Source organism: Streptomyces fildesensis (genome assembly GCF_016107395.1).
Taxonomy (GTDB): Bacteria; Actinomycetota; Actinomycetes; order Streptomycetales; family Streptomycetaceae; genus Actinacidiphila; species Actinacidiphila fildesensis.
This window is the reverse complement of sequence record NZ_JAAIKO010000040.1, coordinates 51,438-70,764: the sequence shown is the minus strand read 5'-3', so window position 1 is coordinate 70,764 and position 19,327 is coordinate 51,438. Positions and strand designations below refer to the sequence as shown.

18 protein-coding genes and 1 pseudogene are annotated in these 19,327 nt (G+C 72.3%); 5 read left to right on the top strand and 14 right to left on the bottom strand.

Going from position 1 to position 19,327, the window contains the following annotated elements; genetic code table 11:
- Positions 1-33: 33 nt before the first annotated feature.
- The 5 genes from C6N31_RS33860 to infC form a co-directional block, all read right to left on the bottom strand.
- Positions 34-1,164, bottom strand: a complete 1,131-nt coding sequence (locus C6N31_RS33860) for a sensor histidine kinase (RefSeq protein ID WP_187144812.1) — start codon at positions 1,162-1,164, stop codon at positions 34-36.
- Positions 1,165-1,205: 41 nt separating this feature from the next.
- Positions 1,206-2,069, bottom strand: coding sequence for a TrmH family RNA methyltransferase (locus C6N31_RS33855; RefSeq protein ID WP_164297062.1), 864 nt, complete (start codon positions 2,067-2,069; stop codon positions 1,206-1,208).
- 149 nt (positions 2,070-2,218) lie between these two features.
- Positions 2,219-2,602: a 50S ribosomal protein L20 gene (gene rplT, locus C6N31_RS33850; protein ID WP_138354852.1), complete on the bottom strand. Its 384-nt coding sequence runs from the start codon at positions 2,600-2,602 to the stop codon at positions 2,219-2,221.
- Between the two features lie 111 nt (positions 2,603-2,713).
- Positions 2,714-2,908 carry a 50S ribosomal protein L35 gene (gene rpmI, locus C6N31_RS33845; protein ID WP_138354851.1) on the bottom strand — a complete coding sequence of 65 codons (195 nt, stop codon included), beginning with the start codon at positions 2,906-2,908 and terminating at the stop codon, positions 2,714-2,716.
- A 108-nt stretch (positions 2,909-3,016) separates the two neighbouring features.
- Positions 3,017-3,805 (bottom strand): translation initiation factor IF-3, encoded by a 789-nt coding sequence (gene infC, locus C6N31_RS33840; protein ID WP_138354850.1) that lies wholly within the window; start codon positions 3,803-3,805, stop codon positions 3,017-3,019.
- Positions 3,806-4,159: 354 nt separating this feature from the next.
- On the opposite strand from infC, the gene C6N31_RS33835 reads away from it, so the two are divergent.
- Positions 4,160-4,513 carry a DUF1844 domain-containing protein gene (locus C6N31_RS33835; RefSeq protein ID WP_138354849.1) on the top strand — a complete coding sequence of 118 codons (354 nt, stop codon included), beginning with the start codon at positions 4,160-4,162 and terminating at the stop codon, positions 4,511-4,513.
- A 31-nt stretch (positions 4,514-4,544) separates the two neighbouring features.
- On the opposite strand, the gene C6N31_RS33830 is transcribed toward C6N31_RS33835, so the two are convergent.
- Together C6N31_RS33830 and C6N31_RS33825 are read right to left on the bottom strand one after the other, a co-directional pair.
- The gene (locus C6N31_RS33830; protein WP_138354848.1) at positions 4,545-5,318 is read right to left on the bottom strand and encodes an MIP family channel protein; all 774 of its coding nucleotides are present in this window, start codon (positions 5,316-5,318) and stop codon (positions 4,545-4,547) included.
- A 143-nt stretch (positions 5,319-5,461) separates the two neighbouring features.
- Positions 5,462-6,196 (bottom strand): SseB family protein, encoded by a 735-nt coding sequence (locus tag C6N31_RS33825; RefSeq protein ID WP_138354847.1) that lies wholly within the window; start codon positions 6,194-6,196, stop codon positions 5,462-5,464.
- A 120-nt stretch (positions 6,197-6,316) separates the two neighbouring features.
- Here C6N31_RS33825 and C6N31_RS33820 point away from each other — a divergent pair, with 120 nt between their 5' ends.
- The gene (locus C6N31_RS33820; protein WP_198358957.1) at positions 6,317-7,249 is read left to right on the top strand and encodes a serine hydrolase; all 933 of its coding nucleotides are present in this window, start codon (positions 6,317-6,319) and stop codon (positions 7,247-7,249) included.
- A 14-nt stretch (positions 7,250-7,263) separates the two neighbouring features.
- Here the strand turns inward: C6N31_RS33820 and mycP are convergent, their stop codons facing one another.
- On the bottom strand, positions 7,264-8,484 hold the full coding sequence (mycP, locus tag C6N31_RS33815) for a type VII secretion-associated serine protease mycosin (RefSeq protein ID WP_198358961.1): 1,221 nt from the start codon (positions 8,482-8,484) through the stop codon (positions 7,264-7,266).
- Entirely contained in the window at positions 8,478-9,605 is a 1,128-nt protein-coding gene (locus C6N31_RS33810; RefSeq protein ID WP_244809095.1) for a hypothetical protein, read from the bottom strand. The genes mycP and C6N31_RS33810 overlap by 7 nt, the downstream gene beginning before the upstream one ends.
- Positions 9,606-10,018: 413 nt before the next feature.
- On the opposite strand from C6N31_RS33810, the gene C6N31_RS33805 reads away from it, so the two are divergent.
- Complete coding sequence (locus C6N31_RS33805) at positions 10,019-11,221, top strand: amino acid deaminase/aldolase (protein ID WP_138354845.1); 1,203 nt, start codon at positions 10,019-10,021, stop codon at positions 11,219-11,221.
- Between the two features lie 57 nt (positions 11,222-11,278).
- On the opposite strand, the gene C6N31_RS33800 is transcribed toward C6N31_RS33805, so the two are convergent.
- Complete coding sequence (locus C6N31_RS33800) at positions 11,279-12,214, bottom strand: DUF2510 domain-containing protein (RefSeq protein WP_138354872.1); 936 nt, start codon at positions 12,212-12,214, stop codon at positions 11,279-11,281.
- 168 nt (positions 12,215-12,382) lie between these two features.
- Positions 12,383-13,327, bottom strand: coding sequence for a LysR family transcriptional regulator (locus tag C6N31_RS33795; protein WP_138354844.1), 945 nt, complete (start codon positions 13,325-13,327; stop codon positions 12,383-12,385).
- A 71-nt stretch (positions 13,328-13,398) separates the two neighbouring features.
- On the opposite strand from C6N31_RS33795, the gene C6N31_RS33790 reads away from it, so the two are divergent.
- The gene (locus C6N31_RS33790; RefSeq protein ID WP_138354843.1) at positions 13,399-14,520 is read left to right on the top strand and encodes a TDT family transporter; all 1,122 of its coding nucleotides are present in this window, start codon (positions 13,399-13,401) and stop codon (positions 14,518-14,520) included.
- Here C6N31_RS33790 and C6N31_RS33785 read toward each other — a convergent pair.
- From C6N31_RS33785 to C6N31_RS33775, 3 genes and pseudogenes are all read right to left on the bottom strand, one after another.
- On the bottom strand, positions 14,489-15,202 hold the full coding sequence (locus tag C6N31_RS33785; protein WP_307811574.1) for a helical backbone metal receptor: 714 nt from the start codon (positions 15,200-15,202) through the stop codon (positions 14,489-14,491). The two genes, C6N31_RS33790 and C6N31_RS33785, sit on opposite strands and share 32 nt — an antisense overlap.
- A gap of 94 nt (positions 15,203-15,296) precedes the next feature.
- Positions 15,297-17,120 (bottom strand): ABC transporter permease/substrate binding protein, encoded by a 1,824-nt coding sequence (locus C6N31_RS33780; protein WP_138354841.1) that lies wholly within the window; start codon positions 17,118-17,120, stop codon positions 15,297-15,299.
- A 10-nt stretch (positions 17,121-17,130) separates the two neighbouring features.
- Positions 17,131-17,997: pseudogene (locus C6N31_RS33775) on the bottom strand (quaternary amine ABC transporter ATP-binding protein); the annotation flags it as partial.
- A gap of 212 nt (positions 17,998-18,209) precedes the next feature.
- Here C6N31_RS33775 and C6N31_RS33770 point away from each other — a divergent pair.
- Positions 18,210-19,157: a 5'-3' exonuclease gene (locus C6N31_RS33770; protein WP_138354839.1), complete on the top strand. Its 948-nt coding sequence runs from the start codon at positions 18,210-18,212 to the stop codon at positions 19,155-19,157.
- Positions 19,158-19,327: the final 170 nt, after the last annotated feature.

Sequence of the window (19,327 nt, the reverse complement as noted above, 5' to 3'; positions counted from 1 at the left end):
GGTCACGCCCATCGGACCGAGCAGGGCCATGGCTCAGGCCATGAACGCCGGCGCCCCGACGGGCAGAATAAACCGGAACTGGGCGCCGCCGCCGGGAGCCCGGCCGACCGCGATCGTCCCGCCGTGCGCCTCGACGATGCCCTTGACGATGTACAGGCCCAGGCCGGTGCCGCCGCGCTTGCTCCCCCGCCAGAAGCGGGTGAAGACGCGGCTCATCGACTCCTCGGGGATGCCGGGGCCCTCGTCGCTCACCGTCAGTGCCGTACCTTCCGCGCGGTCCTTGTCGGGGGCGCCCAGAACGGCGGGTGCCACCTCGATGGTGACCTGTCCCTCGCCGTGCCGCACCGCATTTTCCAGCAGGTTGCCGAGGATCTGGTCGATCTTGTCGGGATCGGCCCACAGGGCGGGCAGCGGCTGGGTGACGTCGACCCGGAAGCGCTCCCTGGACTGCCCGGCGGCCACATGCGAGTCCACATGCCGCTGGACCATCGCGGCGATGTCGACCGGCTGGCGGCGCACCTCCAGGCGGCCGGAGTCGATCCGGGAGATGTCGAGCAGCTCGGCGATCAGCCGGGTGACGCGGTTGGCGTCCTGGTCGACGGTCTCCAGCATCAGTTTCTTCTGGTCGTCGGTGAACCGCTCCCACTTGGCCAGCAGCGTCGCGGTGAAGCCCTTGACCGAGGTGAGGGGCGAGCGCAGCTCGTGCGCGACGGTGGCGATCAGCTCCGCGTGACTGCGCTCGGTACGGCGCCGCGCCTCGGTGCCGCGCAGGGCGACGACGAGCCGGCGGACCGGACCGGTCGGGTGGGTGCGCACATAGCGCGCGGAGACCAGCACCTCACGGCCGCCGGGCAGCAGCAGATTCCGTTCCGGCTGGCCCACCCTGATCGCGAGCCCCTGGTACGGGTCGGTCAGCGACCACCAGCGGCGGCCTTCGAGGTCCTCCAGCGGCAGCGCCCGCTCGATCGGCGCGCCCAGCACATCGGCCGGGTGCAGCGCGGTGATCCGGGCGGCGGCGGAGTTGAAGCAGATGACCCGGCCGTCCTCGTCCGCGACGACGAGTCCGTCGGGAAGGTCGTCCGGTGTGAGTCCGTACTCGCCCAGGCCCGCCGCCCAGCCGGCGAGCATGGCAGGCGTGGTGCTCTCGGTAGCCGCGACGTCCATCTCCGCACCCCCCTTCTCAGGGCCCCCGGGCCGCAACCCTACTAGCTGGATGTGACGGAGCGGCACCCTCCGGGCGCACGCTGCGCCCGGGCGGAGGCATAGAGGCACACCGCGGCGGCCGTCGCGAGGTTGAGACTTTCGGCCTTGCCGTGGATCGGGACGCGCACCACCTCGTCCGCGAGTGCGCGGGTCTCCTCCGGCAGTCCCCAGGCCTCGTTGCCGAAGATCCAGCCGGTGGGGCCGCCCATGGTGCCCTCGTCGAGTTCGGCGTCCAGGTCCCGTACACCGGCGCCGTCGGCGGCGACCAGCCGCACTCCGGCCGCGCGCAGACCGGCGACGGCCTTCTCGACGGGCACTCCGACGGCGACGGGCAGATGGAAGAGACTGCCGACCGAGGCACGCACGCACTTGGGGTTGTACAGGTCGACGGAGGCGTCGGTGAGGATCACCGCGTCGGCCCCGGCCGCGTCCGCGCAGCGCAGCACGGTCCCGGCGTTGCCGGGGTCCCGGACGTGCGCGAGGACCGCGACGAGCTTCGGGGCGGACGCCAGGATCTCCTCGAACGGGGAGTCCAGGAAGCGGCAGATGCCGACGATGCCCTGCGGGGTGACGGTGTCGGAGATCTCGGCGACGACCTCGTCGGCCGCGGTGAGCACCGGGGCGCCGATCGCGCGGGCGGCCGCGACGATGTCGGCATGCCGCTCGGCGGCCTCGAGGGTCGCGTACAGCTCGATGAGCGTCCGCCCGGCGGCGCCGCCGGGGTGGCTGATGGCCTCCCTGACCGCCTGCGGGCCCTCGGCGATGAACCGTCGCTCCTTGCCGCGGAAGCTGCGCTTGGCCAGGCGGTGGGCCGCGGTGACACGCGGGGATCGCAAGGAGGTCAGCTCGGGCTCGGGGCTCGCCATGGGGAGTGCTCGCTTCTGGGGTGGATCCGGGAGGTGACGTAGTCCCTGGGCGCCGGGACAGCACACGGACCCGCAGGCTCAGCCTGCGGGTCCGGGGACTGCGTGGGGGTCACTCGGGGCGACCCCGGCAGCACCCCGTCGCGTCGTTCTCAGGCGGCCTTGGGCGCGTTGACGTCCGTGGGCAGCGCCTTCTTGGCGACCTCGACCAGCGCGGCGAAGGCGTTGGGGTCGTTGACGGCCAGCTCGGCGAGGATCTTGCGGTCCACCTCGATGTTGGCGGCGTTCAGACCCTGGATGAGGCGGTTGTACGTCATGTCGTTCTGGCGGGCAGCGGCGTTGATGCGCTGGATCCACAGACGACGGAAGTCGCCCTTGCGCTTCTTGCGGTCGTTGAAGTTGTAGACCAGGGAGTGGGTGACCTGCTCCTTGGCCTTGCGGTACAGGCGCGAACGCTGACCGCGGTAACCCTTCGCCGCTTCGAGGATTGCCCTGCGCTTCTTGTGGGCGTTTACAGCCCTCTTGACGCGTGCCACTTGATAACTCCTTGTAGGGGACCGCGGGGGGACTCACGCGGCCCGAAAGCGATGGGATCCCGGTTGGACGTCGCGCCCCTCGTTGTCCTCACGGACGATGGGGCGCGGCCGTCACAGGCCGAGAAGCTTCTTGATCTTCTTGGTGTCGGCCTTGGCGAGCTGGACCGTGCCGGCGAGGCGGCGCGTCTTGCTCGACGGCTTGTGCTCGAGCAGGTGACGACGGCCGGCGCGCTCACGCATGATCTTGCCGCTGCCGGTGACCTTGAAGCGCTTGCTGGCACCGCTGTGCGTCTTGTTCTTCGGCATGTCGCCGTAGTCTCCTCGTCGCTGGCCCTCCCGTCCGCAACAGGTGCGGACGGAGAGCGTCAGTACTGTCTTCCATCCCGGAACGGTGCCCCGGGGCCTTACGCGGTCTCAGTTGTCCTCGACCGGCTTGTCGGCAGGCTTCTCGGCCGATTCCTCGGCCGCCTCGACGACCGGCGCCTCGGCGGACTCCTCGGAACCCTCGGAGTTCTCGACGGTGCCGTCGAAGGACTCGTCGTGCTCTTCCGACTCGTCGTCGGAGCCGTAACCCTGACGCTCGGCCTTGCGAACGGCCGCTGCCTCGCGGGCTTCGGCCATCGCTTCGGTCTTCTTCTTGTGAGGACCGAGAACCATGATCATGTTTCGGCCGTCCTGCTTCGGATTCGACTCGATGAAGCCGAGTTCCTCCACGTCGGACGCCAGTCGCTGCAGCAGCCGGAAGCCCAGCTCGGGGCGGGACTGCTCGCGACCACGGAACATGATCGTGATCTTGACCTTGTCGCCCTGCTTCAGGAAGCGGACGACGTGGCCCTTCTTGGTGTCGTAGTCGTGCGGGTCGATCTTCGGCCGGAGTTTCATCTCCTTGATGACCGTGTGCGCCTGGTTCTTGCGCGCCTCACGGGCCTTCATGGCCGATTCGTACTTGAACTTCCCGTAGTCCATGAGCTTGCACACGGGCGGACGTGCGGTCGCTGCGACCTCGACCAGGTCGAGGTCGTATTCCTGCGCAAGCTCCAGGGCCTTGGCAAGCGGCACGATGCCGACCTGCTCACCACTGGGACCGACGAGTCGCACCTCGGGGACGCGAATGCGGTCGTTGATGCGAGGCTCGACGATGCGGGGCTCGGCGCTGATGGGGCCTCCTCGGTTGCACCACGCGGCCGCCTGGCGGACAGCCACGTAACGTCTGTGTCGTCCGACCCCTGCACGAGGAACGCAAAAAACGCCCCATACAGGTCACAGGCAGGGCTCCTCAAAACCGGGAGCACCGCCACGGAACACCGCGGGGCGCATCGGGCAGCACGTGCCTCACTTCGGTGTCCGGAAGAACCATCCACCGAAGAACGCTGCCTGACCGGACCCGCCAACCTCTCGGTCGGTCGGGTGGGAGATCGGAGCCTCCACTTGTGGGCCGGGCACAGGTGTGTCCGGCCGGTCGATTTGCAAGCATACCAGTGACCTGGGGAAGCCCGTAATCGGCGGGATCGTACCCGTCGACATCCGGCTGTGTCGCGGTCGCCTATCGTGAGGCCCATGAGTGACGAGAACCAGAACCCCGACTTCGACGCGATGACCCGCGACATCGCGGACGTCCCCGCCGTCGAGGTCATCACGACGGTGGCGGTCCACCTGATGAGCGCGGCGGCCGTCAACCTGGGCCTCGCCGAGGAGGGCCCGGAGCACAAGGACCTGGACGAGGCCCGGAAGCTGATCACCGCGCTGGCCGGCCTGGTCACCGCCGGCGCGCCGGAGATCAGCACCTACCACGCCGCCCCGCTCAAGGACGGTCTGAAGTCGCTGCAGCTGGCCTTCCGCGAGGCTTCCCTGGTGCCGGACGAGCCCGGCCACGGGCCCGGCGAGAAGCTCACGGGTCCCGTCTACAGCTGAACCGAAGCCGGGCGCGCCGCCCCGGGTCGCGTCAGGCAGGCTCCGGCCGTTCCGTCCCGGCGTCCCCGGCGGCATCGTCGACCTGGTCGGCGAGGTCGTCCACCCGGAGGCCGCCGTGCCGCGCGGCCGTCGGCGGGTGGGTCACATGGTGCACCAGAGCCGCCAGCGCGCCGCCGATCAGCGGCGCCACGATGAACAGCCACAGCTGCGACAGCGCGGCCCCGCCCGCGAACAGGGCGGGGCCGAGGCTGCGCGCCGGGTTCACCGAGGTCCCGGTCAGCGGGATGCCGACCAGGTGGATCGCGGCCAGCACCAGGCCGATCGGCAGGCCGTCGAAGCCGAACACCGCCACCTTGTGCGTGACCGAGAGCACTACGAACACCAGCAGGAACGTCAGCACCACCTCGACGACGAACGCGCCGCCGATGTTGATGCCGACCGCGGACCGGCTGCCGTAGCCGTTGGTGCCGAACGCCCCGCTGGTCTTCAGCCCCGGCACCTGCTTGGCCACCAGGAAGAGCAGCGCGGCGCCCGCGATGCCGCCCAGCAGCTGGGCGATCCAGTACTCGACGGCCGTCCTGACGCTGACGCGCCCGGCGACCAGCATGCCGAGGGTGACGGCCGGGTTCACATGGCAGCCGGAGATCGGGCCGAGCGCGTAGGCCAGCGCCAGCAGCGTGAAGCCGAAGGCGAGGGCGATGCCGAGGGTGCCGATGTACTCGCCCGCCAGCACCGCGGATCCGACGGCGAAGAAGACCAGCAGCAGCGTTCCCAGGAATTCACAGGTCACTGTCCGCTTGTCCATGGGGCCTCCTGGCGTCGATTACTGCCCGTATGCGTGCGCTGTCGGTCTGCTCTCGCATTCTCGGCCCCAGGACCACATCGCACACTTCGGCAGACAGTGGGGGCCTACCGGATGTCACTTGGCCGTCGGCCTGACCGGTCCGCTCAACGCGTGAAGAGCGGCTCGCCCGACACCTCGGCATCCGGCCCCAGCAGCGCGAGGTCGAGCCCGCGGACCAGCCGGGACCGCAACACCTCGTCGGCCGACAGGGCGGTAGCGATCCGCCGGGCCACCTCGGCCACGGCCGCGTCCGGGGCGAGGACCAGGCCGAGGGTGCCGTCCGAGGTGCCCGCCGGGGAGAGATACGCGCGCAGCACACCCGGTTCGGCGGCGACGGCCGCGCGTAGCGCGCCGAGCACCTCCGGATCACCGAGCGGATCCACGTGCTCGCGCCCCAGGGCGACGGCGCGCAGCGCCGGGCCGGTGAGGGCGTACGGGGCCGGGCCCGCCATGTCGATCAGCAGGGTGTCGGCCTTCTCGTGCGCGAGGGCCTGGAGCGCCTGGTGCAGCGGGACCGCGACCGGCCGGGCGTCGGGGCGCCAGCGGGCGAGGGATTCCACCGAGGTGAAGGCGGGCAGCGCCCGCCGTCCGTCGGCGGCCTGGATCGTGGGCACCGCCATGTCGCTGGTCTTCTCACGGCGCAGGCCGTCAGGGCCGGTCTCCACCTCGCCCAGTACGGCCACCACGGGGACCAGCAGACGGGCGCCGGGCAGCGCGGCGAGTACACCGGGCTCGGCCCGGCTGTCGTCGGCGTAGGCGGCGAGTGCGGTGGCCAGCGCCGCGTCGGCCGAACCGTCGTCGTCGGCGAAGCCCGGGTCGGGGATATTCTTGAGTGACACGCTGGGCAGCGTATCGGGACCCGGTCGGCAGCCGTCGACGGGCTCGTACGGCCCGCTTTCTCACGGTTTGTTCATCCGTGTCTCAGCGTGCCCGCAGGTTCGATTCCAATGCTGGTGGGAATGCGACCTCACAACCGGCACCGGACCCGTCATACCGGCCGCACCGTCATCATCGCGACCATCGCGGCCGTCGTACTGGCGGGCGGCGGGGTGGTGGCGGGCGTCCGCGCGATGGCGCGGCCGCCGGCCCAGGCACACGTGCGGCCGGCCGCCTCCTCCGACGCGGCGCAGCCGGCCGGGGAGGGTGGGGAGAGCGTGCAGACCGGGGCATCCGCGGCGGACCGCGACCAGGAGCTGAGCGACGCGCTCGGCACCATGGCCGACGCGACCGACGCCGACTTCTCCGTCGCCGTGCTGGACACCGCGTCCGGCGCGCAGGCGGTGTACGGGGACGGGACGTACGACACGGCGAGCATCGTCAAGGTCGACATCCTCGCGGCGCTGCTGCTGGCGGCGCAGGACGCCGGGCGCGGTCTCACCGCCGGGGAGAAGGCGAACGCCACCGTCATGATCGAGCAGAGCGACAACGACGCGGCGACCGCGCTCTGGCACTCCGTCGGCCGCGCGGACGGTCTCGCCGAGGCCAACGAACGCCTCGGGCTGACCGGGACCGAGGGCGGCGACGGCGACCTGTGGGGGCTCACCAGGACCACGGCCGCCGACCAACTGCGGCTGCTGCAGGCCGTGTTCGGTGACGACTCACCGCTGGAGGCCGCCTCGCGAACGTATCTGCAGGAGCTGATGGGGCGGATATCCGACGGCCAGGACTGGGGCGTCACGGCCGCGGCGGTGCCGGCCTCCGACACCGCGCTCAAGAACGGCTGGCTGCAGCGCAGCACGACCGGGCTGTGGGACATCAACAGCATCGGCCAGGTCGCCACGGACCGGAGCACCTATCTCGTCGCGGTCCTGAGCAGTGGGAACACCACTCAGGCCGCGGGGATCGCGCTGGCCGAGGACGTCGCGCAGGCGGCGGTCGGGGCGTTCGAGTAGGGATCGTCAGGTGTTCAGGTAGGGATTCCGTGCGTCGCCCGGCGTCGTGACCGGCCGAGGCGGGGGCGGAACCAGAGCAGCGCCGCCGCGCCGACCAGGACCCCGCCCAGCAGTGCGCAGGCGACCGCCACCCCGTCGCCGAGTCCGCCGCCGTCCGCGGCCGGCGAGAGCGTGATCGTCGGGCCGGCGCCGAAGTACCGCCGCGCCGAGGGTGCCGGGGTCGGCGCCTCGCCCGGGGGTTCGAGCTTCGCCGCCGCCTTGAGCGCCGCGGCCGGGTCCATCAGACCGGTGCCGACCGCGTCGCTGCGGCCGCCGGCCGGCCGCTCACGGGTGGTGCTCTCCAGGAGCTGCTTGATCTGCGCGGGGCCCAGCTTCGGGTAGGCGGAGCGGATCAGGGCCACCGCGCCGGAGACGTACGCCGAGGCGGGGCTGGTCCCCCACCCCTCGTAGTACTTGCGGTTGGGGTCGGCCAGGATGACGTCGACACCGGGCGCCGAGACGGAGGCGTACCAGCGCCGGGTGGAGAACGAGGCGTGCGCGCCGACCCGGTCCACGGCCGCGACCGCGATCACCCCCGGGTAGGCGGCCGGGTACGAGGCGCGGTCCGCCTGCTCACCGCCGTTGCCCGCCGACGCGACGACGACCACGCCCTTGCCGAGGGCGTACTGGATCGCGTTGTCGTAGTCCGCGGTGGGCGCGGCGGTCGCGCTGTCGTCGCCGAGCGACAGGTTGATGACGCCGGCTCCGTGGTCGGTGGCCCAGCGGATCCCGTCCGGAACGGCCTTTCCCCTGCTCGCGCGGGCTTCGTCGCGCCGGGGGTCCTTCTCCTCCAGGATCACCCGGACCGGCAGGATCTTGGCCCGTGGCGCGATGCCGAGGACGCCCTGCGAGTACCCCGGGCCGTGGCCGTGGCCGGCGATGATGGCGGCCATGCCGGTGCCGTGCTTGGCCCACGTGCTGTCGCCCGGACCGGATCCGAAGCCGATGAGGTCGTTGCCGGGCAGTACCTGTCCCGCCAGGTCGGGGTGGGTGCCGTCGACACCGGTGTCCAGTACGGCGACGGTGACGCCGGCGCCCTGGGTCGTGCGCCAGGCGTCGTGCGCGTGCAGGGCGTCCAGCGTCCATTCTGCGTCGCGGACCGAGTCGGCGCGGGCGGACGCGGCCGGCAGCACGGCGAGCAGGGCTCCCAGCAGAGCGGCGGCGGTACGCCCGAGGGCGGCTGATCTTCTCACGATGCTCCCTGGGAGGACGCGGGGTCGGTCGTGACGGCCTTGCGCAGCCGGGCGTCGAGGTCGGCGGCGAGGACGAGGACGTCGGTGCCGAGGCCGGCCTGCGCCGGGGCGGAGGTGGCGCCCGGCGCGGTGGCCGCGGCGGCCGGTTGTGGTTCGGGCACCGGACGGCCGTCCGCGAAGCCGCTCACCGCGTAGACCACGACGGGGAGGGTGGCGGAGACGCTCACCGTCCAGCTGGCCCGCTGCGCGTCGCTGAAGGAGGCCGCCGCGGTGCCGGGGAACGCGACCGGATGAGGCATCAGATCCAGCCGGGAGCCGAGGTGTTCGCTGTTCCAGCGGTGGTTCAGCGCGCTCATGCCGGCAGCGTCGCCGCCGGTGACGAGCAGGCCCACGGTGGTGACGCGGCTGGACGTGGCGTCGACGTAGGTGGCGCGCAGCACCTGCACGCAGCCCACCGGGGCCAGCACCTTCGCCAGCAGCGGGTCGAAGGCGCCCGCGCAGCCGGCGGCCGGGGCGACCCCGATCCGCGTGTAGGTGCGGTCGGCGCCACCGGGTCCCGCGCCCGGCCGGCTGACGACGGGCGGCAGGAGCGTGTCGACCGGCACGCTGTGCCACAGGTCGCCGGCGCGGGCGTAGGCGCCTTGGGTGGTCCCGACCGCCGCCGGGTCGTGGTTGATCAGGGCGCCGGTGGCGGCGCCCGTGAACAGGCCGAGGCCCAGGACGAGGCAGAGCGCCGACGCGGTCCGGCCGGCGGCCGTACGGGGACGGCGGGCGGGCGGCGCGGGCACCGCGAACGGCTCGGGTACGGCGGGTGGTTCGGGTTCCGAGCGCGTCCATGCCTGTTGCTGCGGTGCCTGCTGCGGCGGAGTGCCGGGGCGCGGTGGTTCCGGGTGCCGCGCCAGGAACGGTGACGCGGCGGCCGGTGGTGCGGCGGGCGGCCGCGGCACGGTCGGCGGTGCGGGCGTCCACTCCGCCGGCCGCTCCTGGGGGCTGCGCGCGGCGATCGGCTCACGGGCCGCCGGGCGGTGCACGGGCCGCGGCGGGGTTGTCGGGTAGAGCGCGGGGAAGGCGGGCGGCTGCGGAGGGGACGGCTGCCCCGCTCCGTTCTCGACCCCGGTGCTCACCCGTGCCCCCTCGCAATGTGCCTACGTGGTCCGGACCGTGTCTGCCGAATCTCCCCCAGCTACCGCTGGGAGGTGCCCCCACAACTACCGCTGGGAGGTGCCCCAACGGCTGCCGCTGGGAGGTGCCCCAGCCCGGGGCAGGTCCTGCCCTCCGGGCGGACGCCGCTATTCGTCAGAAACGGTCTGGCGCCACTCTACGGGCTCCGGCGATGCCGTGGATCGGGAGCGGCGCAGGTCGCGGGGGGTACTGCGGGACGGGTGCCGCGGCGGGTACCGCCAGACCCGGCGGTACCGGGATGATCCGCCCCGGAAGTGCCGTGGAAGTGCCTCCCGCCCGGCCGTGCGCAGCCCGGGACCTGCCCGTGACCCGCGACCCCTACCGTTCGGTAGTCACCGTCTGGCAAGCTGCGCGCATGTCTGATCCCGCAGCCGACCGCGTCCGGTACGACCGGGCCACCGCCCATCTCGATGCCCCGGTCGCCATCGTCGACCTGGAGGCGTTCGACGCCAACGCCGCCGATCTGACCCGCCGGGCCGGCGGGAAGCCGATCCGGGTGGCGTCCAAGTCGGTGCGGTGCCGGGCGCTGCTGGAACGGGTGCTGGCCCGTGACGGGTTCGCGGGCATCATGTCGTTCACCCTGGACGAGTCGCTGTGGCTGGCGCGGGCCGGCTTCGAGGACGTGCTGCTGGCGTACCCGTCCGCCGACCGCGACGGCTTCGCGGAGCTGGCCGGGGATCCGAAACTGGCCGCCGCCGTGACGGTGATGGTCGACGACATCTCCCAGCTGGACCTGATCGACGCGGCCCGCCACGGCGGCTCGGAGCGGATCAGGGTCTGTCTGGAACTCGACACGTCCCTGCGGATGCTGGGCGGCCGGGTACGGATCGGCGCGCTGCGCTCCCCGCTGCGGGAGCCCGAGCAACTGGCCGAGCTGGCACGGGCGATCGCCCGCCGGCCCGGCTTCCGGCTCGCCGGGATCATGGCGTACGAGGGCCATGTGGCCGGGGTCGGCGACGCGGTGGCGGGCCGGCCGCTGCGCTCGCGCGCGATCCGGCTGATGCAGGCCGCCGCGCGCAAGGAACTGGCGGTCCGGCGGGCCGAGGTGGTGCGGGCGGTGCGCGCCGTCGCTCCCGAGCTGGAGTTCGTCAACGGTGGCGGGACCGGCAGTGTGCAGCACACGGCGGCGGAGGACGCGGTCACCGAGATCGCGGCCGGCTCCGGGCTGTTCGTGCCGCGGCTCTTCGACAACTACACGTCGTTCCGGGGGCGTCCGGCGGCGCTGTTCGCACAGCCGGTGGTGCGCCGTCCCGGGGTGGGCATCGTGACCGTGCTGGGCGGCGGCTATCCGGCGTCGGGCGCCGCGGGCGCCGACCGGCTGCCCGTGCCGTACCTTCCGCAGGGGCTGCGCTACGACCCGCAGGAGGGTCCCGGCGAGGTGCAGACGCCGCTGCTCGGATCCCCCGCGGACGATCTGCTGATCGGCGACAAGGTGTGGTTCCGGCATGCCAAGGCCGGGGAGCTGTGCGAGCGTTTCGCCGAGCTGCAGCTCGTGGAGGGCGACCGGGTCACCGCGACGGTGCCGACCTACCGGGGCGAGGGCAAGACGTTCCTGTGAGCGCCCCGGCTCCGCCCGCCCCGCCGGCACCGTTTCCGGCGGCCGGCGGGCGCGCGGTCAGACGCCGGTGCCGCCCGTGCCGCCGGAGCCGCCGGAGCCGCCGGAGCCGCCGGCGGCCTTGATGCCCTTGGTGATCTGGTCCATGACGTCGAGCCCGGGGGCCTGCGCGTTGATGTCGAAGCCGTAGCGGACCACGACGAGCTGCTGCGGGCCGGCCGGTGACGGGAAGACCAGCGACTGGACGTAGCCGTCGTCGCCGACCTTCGTCACGACCTGCCAGCGCACCAGGTACCCCTGCTGCCCGGCGACGGTGACCGGCTGCGACAGCAGCTCCTTGTGGGAGGTGAGCCCGCCCTCGTAGGACTGGTCCGCGTTGAGCGGGATGTCCTCCTTGGCGGCGGCCTCGGGCGTCGTGCTCTTGAGCTTGTACGCCACGGCCGGCACGGAGAACACACCGCCGCGGACGCAGTTCTTGGCCGGGTCGGAGACGCACGGGTAGCCGCCGATGGTCAGGCCCGCGCCGCCGGCGCCGGTCTTGCCCTGCCAGCCGGGCAGGATCGGTAGACTGATCTTGTCCAGGGCGTCCACGACCACACCACTGGTCCGGGGCGCCTGGTCGGGACCCTGCGACGGTCCGTCCGAACCGCTCGGCCCGTCGCCCGGGGTGGTCGGCGCGCTGGTGGCCGCCTGGTCGGAGCCCTTGTCACCATCGCTGTTCTTCAGCATGACGACGCCGCCGACCACACCGCCGACGAGGACGAGGACCGCGATGATGCCGATCGCGATCACGCCTCCCCTGCGGGCCGGCCGGTCCGGCACGCCGCCACCGGGATAGGCCGCGTAGGACGGGATGCCGGGGGCCGCGGCCTGGTCGGCCGGGGCCTGGGCGGTCCGCGTGTACTCGCTCCACGCGGCGCCGTCCCACCACCGTTCCAGGGCCGGGCCGTTGCCTGTGTGCCCGGGCTCTGGATACCAGCCGGGCGGGGTCGTCATGGTCACGGCCGTCACCCTAAGGCCACAGCATGAGAATCCCGTAAGTACGGCGGTTACAGGCAGGTCACATGACCGGCAGGGCGGTGTGCCGGGCGGTGCCGCCCGCCCGGCACCCGTCCGCCGCAGGTCCCGCCGCTCGTCCTGTCGTGTATCCCGCCGTAGGTCCCGTCACGCCGGCCGGCGGGTGAGCGACAGCAGGTCGCGGGCGGGTCCCGTCGGGCGGTGGCCGGTGGGCCAGACGGCGCGCAGGACGCGTTCCAGCGCGATGCCCTCCACCGGGACCTCGACGAGCCGGCGGGCGGCCAGCTCGTCGGCCACCGCCAGTTCGCTGAGCACCGCCGGACCCGCGCCGCTCAGCGTGGCCCCCTTGAGCGCGGTGGTCGAGGCGAGTTCGAGCAGCGGTACGGCGAGGCCGCCGTGTCCGGCGAGGGCGGCGTCCAGCACCTGGCGGGTGCCGGAGCCCTGCTCGCGCAGGATGAAGGCGGTGGCGGAGAGCTCGGCCGCGGACAGCGGCTTGCGCCGCCGCGCCCAGCGGTGCGACGGCGCCACCACGACGACCAGCCGGTCGTGCGCGATGACCGCCGCGTCCAGACCGCCCGGCACATCCGTCCCCTCGACGAATCCGAGGTCGGCGCCGCCGCTGATGACACGTTCCGCGACGTCCGCCGAGTTCCCGGCGAACAGCGACACGGCGGTGTCGGGGTGCCGGCCGTGCAGCACGATCAGCCACCCCGGCAGCAGATATTCGGCGATGGTCATGCTCGCCGCGACCCGCAGCCGGGAGTCACGGCGGGTGCGCAGCGCCCGCGCTCCGGCGTCGAACGCCTCCGCCGCCTCCACGACCCGCCGCGCCCACTCGGTGACCAGCGCGCCCGCGTCGGTGAGGGTGGAGCCGGTGGGCGAGCGGTTCACCAGCGCGACGCCCAGCTGCCGTTCCACGGCCCGCACCCGGCTGCTCGCGGCCGGCTGGCTGATGCCCAGCTCGCGGGCGGCCCGGCCGAGGCTGCCGAGCCGGGCGACGGCGAGCAGCAGCTCCATCGCGCCGAGGTCGGGCACCCGGTGGCCCAGGCCCGCCCGGGGGACGCGGTCACCGGTGTCACTGTCTGAACTCATAAGCCCAGGTTATGCCCCCATAGACCTGCGCCGCCTTCCGGCCGGGCCGCCGGGCGGGGAACGTGGACAGCATGGCAACCACCCTCGCCCCTGTACGGGCCCGCGCTCTCCACGATCTGGAGATCCGCTCCGGCGCCCTGCGTCACCTCGGTCCCAACTGGTACGCCACCGTGATGGGCACCGCCATCGTCGCCACCGCGGGCGCCGCCCTGCCGGTGCGCGTCCCCGGTCTGCACACCGCCTGCACCGTCGTCTGGGCGCTCTCCGCCGGACTGCTGGCCACGCTGCTCACCGCCCGTGCCGCGCACTGGCTCCGCCACGGCGACCAGGCCCGCCGGCATCTGCTGGACCCGGCCGTCGCCCCGTTCTACGGCTGTCTGCCGATGGCGCTGCTCGCGGTCGGGGGCGGCACTTTGAGCCTGGGCTCCCCCGTGATCGGGCGGACCGCCGCGGTCGCCGCGGACTCCGTGCTCTGGACGGCGGGCACCGTCAGCGGGCTGCTGATCGCGGCGACGGTCCCGTATCTGATGATCACCCGGCACCGCGTCGAGCCGGGCAGTGCCTCTCCCGTCTGGCTGTTGCCGGTGGTGGCGCCGATGGTGTCGGCCGCGCTCGGCCCGGCGCTGATCGCGCATCTGCCCGCCGGCCAGTGGCAGGAGGCGATGCTGCTGGGCTGCTACGCGATGTTCGGGCTGAGCCTGCTGGGCACCCTGGTGATGCTGCCGCTGATCTGGGGCCGGCTCGTGCAGCACGGGCCGCTGCCGCTCGCGCTGACCCCGACGCTCTTCCTGGTCCTCGGCCCGCTCGGCCAGTCCACGACGGCCGTCAACCAGCTCGCCGACGCCGCACCGGGCGTCGTCCAGGCACCGTACGCGGCGGCCATGAGCGGGTTCGCCGTGCTGTACGGGGTGCCGGTGATGGGCTTCGCCCTGCTCTGGCTGGCGCTGGCCGCGGCGCTGGTGGTGCGGGCGGCACGCCGCGGGATGCCGTTCGCGATGACGTGGTGGGCCTTCACCTTCCCCGTCGGCACCTGTGTCACGGGCGCCGCGGGCCTGGCCCGGCACACCGGCCTCGACGCCTTCGCGTGGCTCGCGGCCGCGCTGTACGTCGTCCTCGTGGCGGCCTGGGCGGTCGCCGGTACGCGGACGGTGCGCGGGCTGCTCAGCGGATCGCTGCTCGCAGTGCCGCGCTGAGCGCGGCGGGCGCGGCCGTGAGCGAGGGGCCGTACCAGGTGAGGTGACGGCCGCCGACGAGCGCGGCGGGCAGGCCGGGGAAGGCTTCCGGGCCGTCGTCGGCGGTGAAGGCGTACGGCTCGTCGGGCAGCACCACCAGATCGGCGCCGGCGGCGCGCAGCTCCTCGACGGGGATCGCCGGATAGCGGTCGGCGTGCTCCGTGTACACGTTGTCCACGCCCAGCCGGGCGAGCAGATCGCCCGCGAAGGTGTCCCGGCCGAGCACCATCCAGGGCCGCCGCCAGATCGGGACGACCGCGCGCAGCCGCCGCCCGGGGACGGGCAGCGCGCGCCAGGCGGCCGCCGCCTCGTCGAGCCAGCCGGGACGTTCCAGGCCGCAGCCGTCGACCAGCACCCGGTGGAGTTCGGCGAAGGCCTGGTCGAGGTCGCGGATCTCGGTGACCAGGACCGGCACCCCGGCGGCTCGCAGTTCGGCGACGTCCGGTGCGCGGTTCTCCTCCTCGTTGGCGATCACGAGGTCGGGCGCGAGGGCGGTGATCCGGGCGATGTCCGGGTTCTTGGTCCCGCCGATCCGGGTCACCTCCAGACCGGCCGGGTGGCTGCACCAGTCGGTCGCGCCGACCAGCAGCCCGGGGGCGGTCCCCGCCACCGCCTCGGTCAGTGAGGGGACAAGCGAAACCACGCGCCGTACGGCAGGACGATGAGTCACCGGCCTACCGTACGGCGCGTGGTCGGGGCCCGGCGCGCACCGTCAGGTCGCGCGGCCGGGCAGCCGGTCAGCCCTTGGCGGCCGCCGCCGGCTTCTTCACCGGCGCGATCTTGTCGATCAGGCCGGGGTTCTTCTTGAGCCAGGCGCGCACGCCGTCCTGCTCATGGTTCTGTCCGGCGTCCTGGATGGCCGCCTCCAGACTGCTGAGTTGCGGCTCGGTGAGCTTGAAGTCCTTGAGCCACTGGGCGACCTGCGGCTCCTTGGCCGCGAACCCCTTGTGGGTCAGGGTGTGCAGGCCGTCACCGGCGCCCCAGGCGCCCATCGGGTCCTTGAGCTTCTTCAGGTCGTACTTGCTGTAGGCCCAGTGCGGGGACCACAGGGTGACGACGACGGGCTCCTTGGCCTTCAGCGACCGGTCGAGCTGGGCCAGCATGCTCGCGGTGCTGCCGGTGGTGACCTGGTACTCGCCCTCCAGGCCGTACTGCTTGAGGACCTTGTCGTTGAGCGCCTTCATCATGCCGGCGCCCGGCTCGATGCCGATGATCCGGCCCTTGAACTTGCCGCCCTGCCCCTTGAGGTCGGCCAGCGAGTCGACGCCCTTGACGTAGGAGGGGACGGAGAGTTCGAGGGAGGTCGGGCCGTACCAGGAGCCCAGGTCGTCCAGGCTGTCCTTGTACTTGTCCCAGTACGACTGGTGGGTGGTCGGCAGCCAGGCGTCGGTCTGGAAGTCCAGCTTCCCGGCGGACAGCCCGGTGTAGAGCGCACCGACGTCGTACTGCGAGAGCTTGGGCTGGTAGCCGCGCTCCTCCAGCGCTTCCTTCCACAGGAAGCTGGACGCGATGCCCTCGTCCCAGGGGATGTAGCCGATGTTCACCGAGCGGCCGTCGCCGACGTTCTTGCCCGCGGCGGCGGTGTTCGTGTCGGCCGAGCCGCCGAAGATGTTCATGCCGCCCGCCACGAGGGCGAGGACGACCACACCGACGACCGCGATGCCGGTCTGCGGCCGGTAGTTCCAGATGCTGGCACCGCGGACGGACGTCAGGGCCGCGGTGGCGCGGCGGCCGAGCGGTGAGACCCGGGTGCCGAGCGAGGAGGTCATCCGGTCCAGGTACATGGCCAGGATGACGACGGAGATGCCGCCCTCGAAGCCCAGCCCGATGTTGACCTGGCTGATCGCGGTGAAGACCGATGCGCCCAGACCTCCGCCGCCGACCATGCCCGCGGTCACGACCATGGACAGGCCCAGCATGATGACCTGGTTGATGCCGGCCATGATGGTCGGCAGCGCGAGCGGCAGCTGCACCCGCAGCAGGGTGTTGCGCGAGGTGGTGCCGAACGCCTCGGCGGCCTCGATGAGATCGCCGTCGACCTGCCGGATGCCCAGTTCGGTCATCCGGACGCCCGGCGGGATCGCGAAGACGATGCAGGAGATGACGCCGGGCACCTGGCCGACGCCGAAGAAGAAGATGCCCGGGATCAGGTAGACGAAGGCGGGCATCGTCTGCATGAAGTCCAGTACCGGCCGCAGCACCGCGCTGACGGTGCGGTTACGGGCCGCCCAGATGCCGAGCGGTATCGCGAGCACGATGGTGATCACCGTGGCGACCAGCACCAGCGACAGGGTCGCCATCGCCTGGTCCCACTGCTGGATCGAGTCGATGAGCGCGAAGCCGGCGAAGGTGAGCACGGCCGCGGTGGGCCCGCGCAGCCACAGGGCGACGACCGCGAGGATCCCCGCGAGCAGCAGCGGTGCCGGCGCGCCGAGCACGGCGTCCAGGCCGTCGTACATACCGGACACGACGTTGGTGATGATGTCGAAGAGCCAGGCGAAGTGGTCACGCAGATAGGTGACGGCGCTGTCGATCCAGTCGCCGAGTTGCAGCCTAGGCATCGGCCGACTCCTTTCCGAGGGTGCTGCCCGGGGTGCCGGCGGAGCCCGCGCTGACGCCTGCCAGCGCCCGGCCGCGGTCCACGTCCTCCATGAAGGAGGCGACGTAGTCGTCGGCGGGCTGCAGCAGGAGTTCCTCGACGGTGCCGTTCTGGACGATCCGGCCGTCGCGCATCACCGCGATCCGGTTCCCGAGGCGCACCGCCTCGTGGGGGTCGTGCGTGATGAAGACGATGGTCTTGTGCAGGGTCTTCTGCAGGTCCACCAGCTGCTGCTGCATCTCGCGGCGGATCAGCGGGTCCAGCGCGCTGAACGCCTCGTCCATCAGCAGGACGGGGGCTTCGGTGGCGAGCGCGCGGGCCAGGCCCACCCGCTGCTGCATACCGCCGGACAGCTGGTCGGGCCAGGACTTCTCCCAGCCGCCGAGCCCGGTCATCTCCAGTGCCTCGCCGGCCCGGCGCTCACGCTCGGCACGGGCGACGCCCTGCACCTCGAGGCCGTAGGCCGCGTTCTCCAGCACGCTGCGGTGCGGGAAGAGCGCGAAGTGCTGGAAGACCATGCTGATGCTGTGCGAGCGCACGCGGCGCAGCTCGGTGTCGTTCAGCGCGGTGAGGTCCTGGCCGTCGAACAGTACGCGTCCGGCAGTGGGTGGAAGCAGTCCGTTGAGCGTGCGCAGGAGGGTGGACTTGCCCGATCCGGACAGGCCCATGACGACGAAGACCTCGCCCTCGCTCACCTCGAAGGAGGCATCGATGACGGCTGGTGTGACACCGTCCTCGCGCAGCTCGTCGCGGTCCGCGCCCGCTTCGAGCCGGCGGACCGCTTCTTCGGGCTGTCGCCCGAAGACCTTGTACAGATGCTCAACTTGCAGCCTTGACACATATACCTCGCGGCTCGCAGGAAGAGCGACGCACAGCCCCCGCTTGTGGGTCGCTCACTTCAAGTCCGGCGGCTGCCCCCCCTTATGCAAACCAAACGCAACGGTGACTCAGGTCATATCTCGTCACATTCGGCGCAAGAGCACCGCGGGCGCCGTGCGGCCCGGCGCGGCGGCGCCGGAATCACCCCGCGCGGGCGTGCCATGCTGGCCGCGTGACTGACGCGCGCCCGAACAAGCTGCTCCTGCTCGACACCGCGAGCCTGTACTTCCGCGCCTATTTCGGCGTCCCGGAGTCGGTGAAGGCACCCGACGGCACCCCCGTCAACGCGGTGCGCGGGCTGCTGGACTTCATCACCCGGCTGGTCACCGACCACAGCCCGGACGAGATCGTCGCCTGCATGGACGCCGACTGGCGGCCGCAGTGGCGGGTCGACCTCATCCCCTCCTACAAGGCGCACCGCGTCGCCGAGGAGGCGCCCGAGGGTGCGTCGGGACCGGACACCGAGGAGATCCCCGACACGCTCTCCCCGCAGGTCCCCGTCATCGAGGCCGTCCTCGACGCCATCGGCATCGCCCGCGTCGGCGTCGCCGGTTACGAGGCGGACGACGTCATCGGGACGCTCGCCGGCCAGGCCCTGTGGGCGGTCGACATCGTCACCGGTGACCGCGACCTGTTCCAGCTGGTCGACGACGCCCGCGGCGTGCGCGTGCTCTACCCCCGCAAGGGTGTCGGCGACTGCGACTTCATCACCGAGGACGTCATCCTCGAACGCTACGGCGTCCGTGCCGACCAGTACGCCGACTTCGCGGCGCTGCGCGGCGACGCCAGCGACGGCCTGCCGGGGGTGAAGGGCATCGGCGAGAAGACCGCCGCGCAGCTCATCAACGAGCACGGCGACCTGGCCGGGGTCCGGCGTGCCGCCGCGGACCCGGTCTCCAAGCTCACCCCCGCCAAGCGCCGGGGCATCCTGGAGGCCTCGGACTACCTGGACGTCGCCCCCAAGGTCGTCACGGTCGCCCCCGACGTCCCGCTCCCCGCGTTCAACCCGGCCCTGCCCACCGAGCCCGCCGACCCCGAGGTCCTCGAAGCCCTCGCCGCCCAGTGGGGTCTGGGCAGTTCCCTGATGCGCCTGCTGGACGCGTTGGACGAGGCGCACTAGGGCGCGTTCCGAAAGGAGCGCCGTTCACAATGCCGAGGCGCAGTCCGACACTTCGGACAGAACTGACCCGCGAATGGCCAAATTCGAAAGGATCTTCCCTCAAAACAGTGCGGGATCAGTCGGTCGCGGTGTGTACTGTGCGGATCCGCTTTCGGGGCGGATGGTGCCCC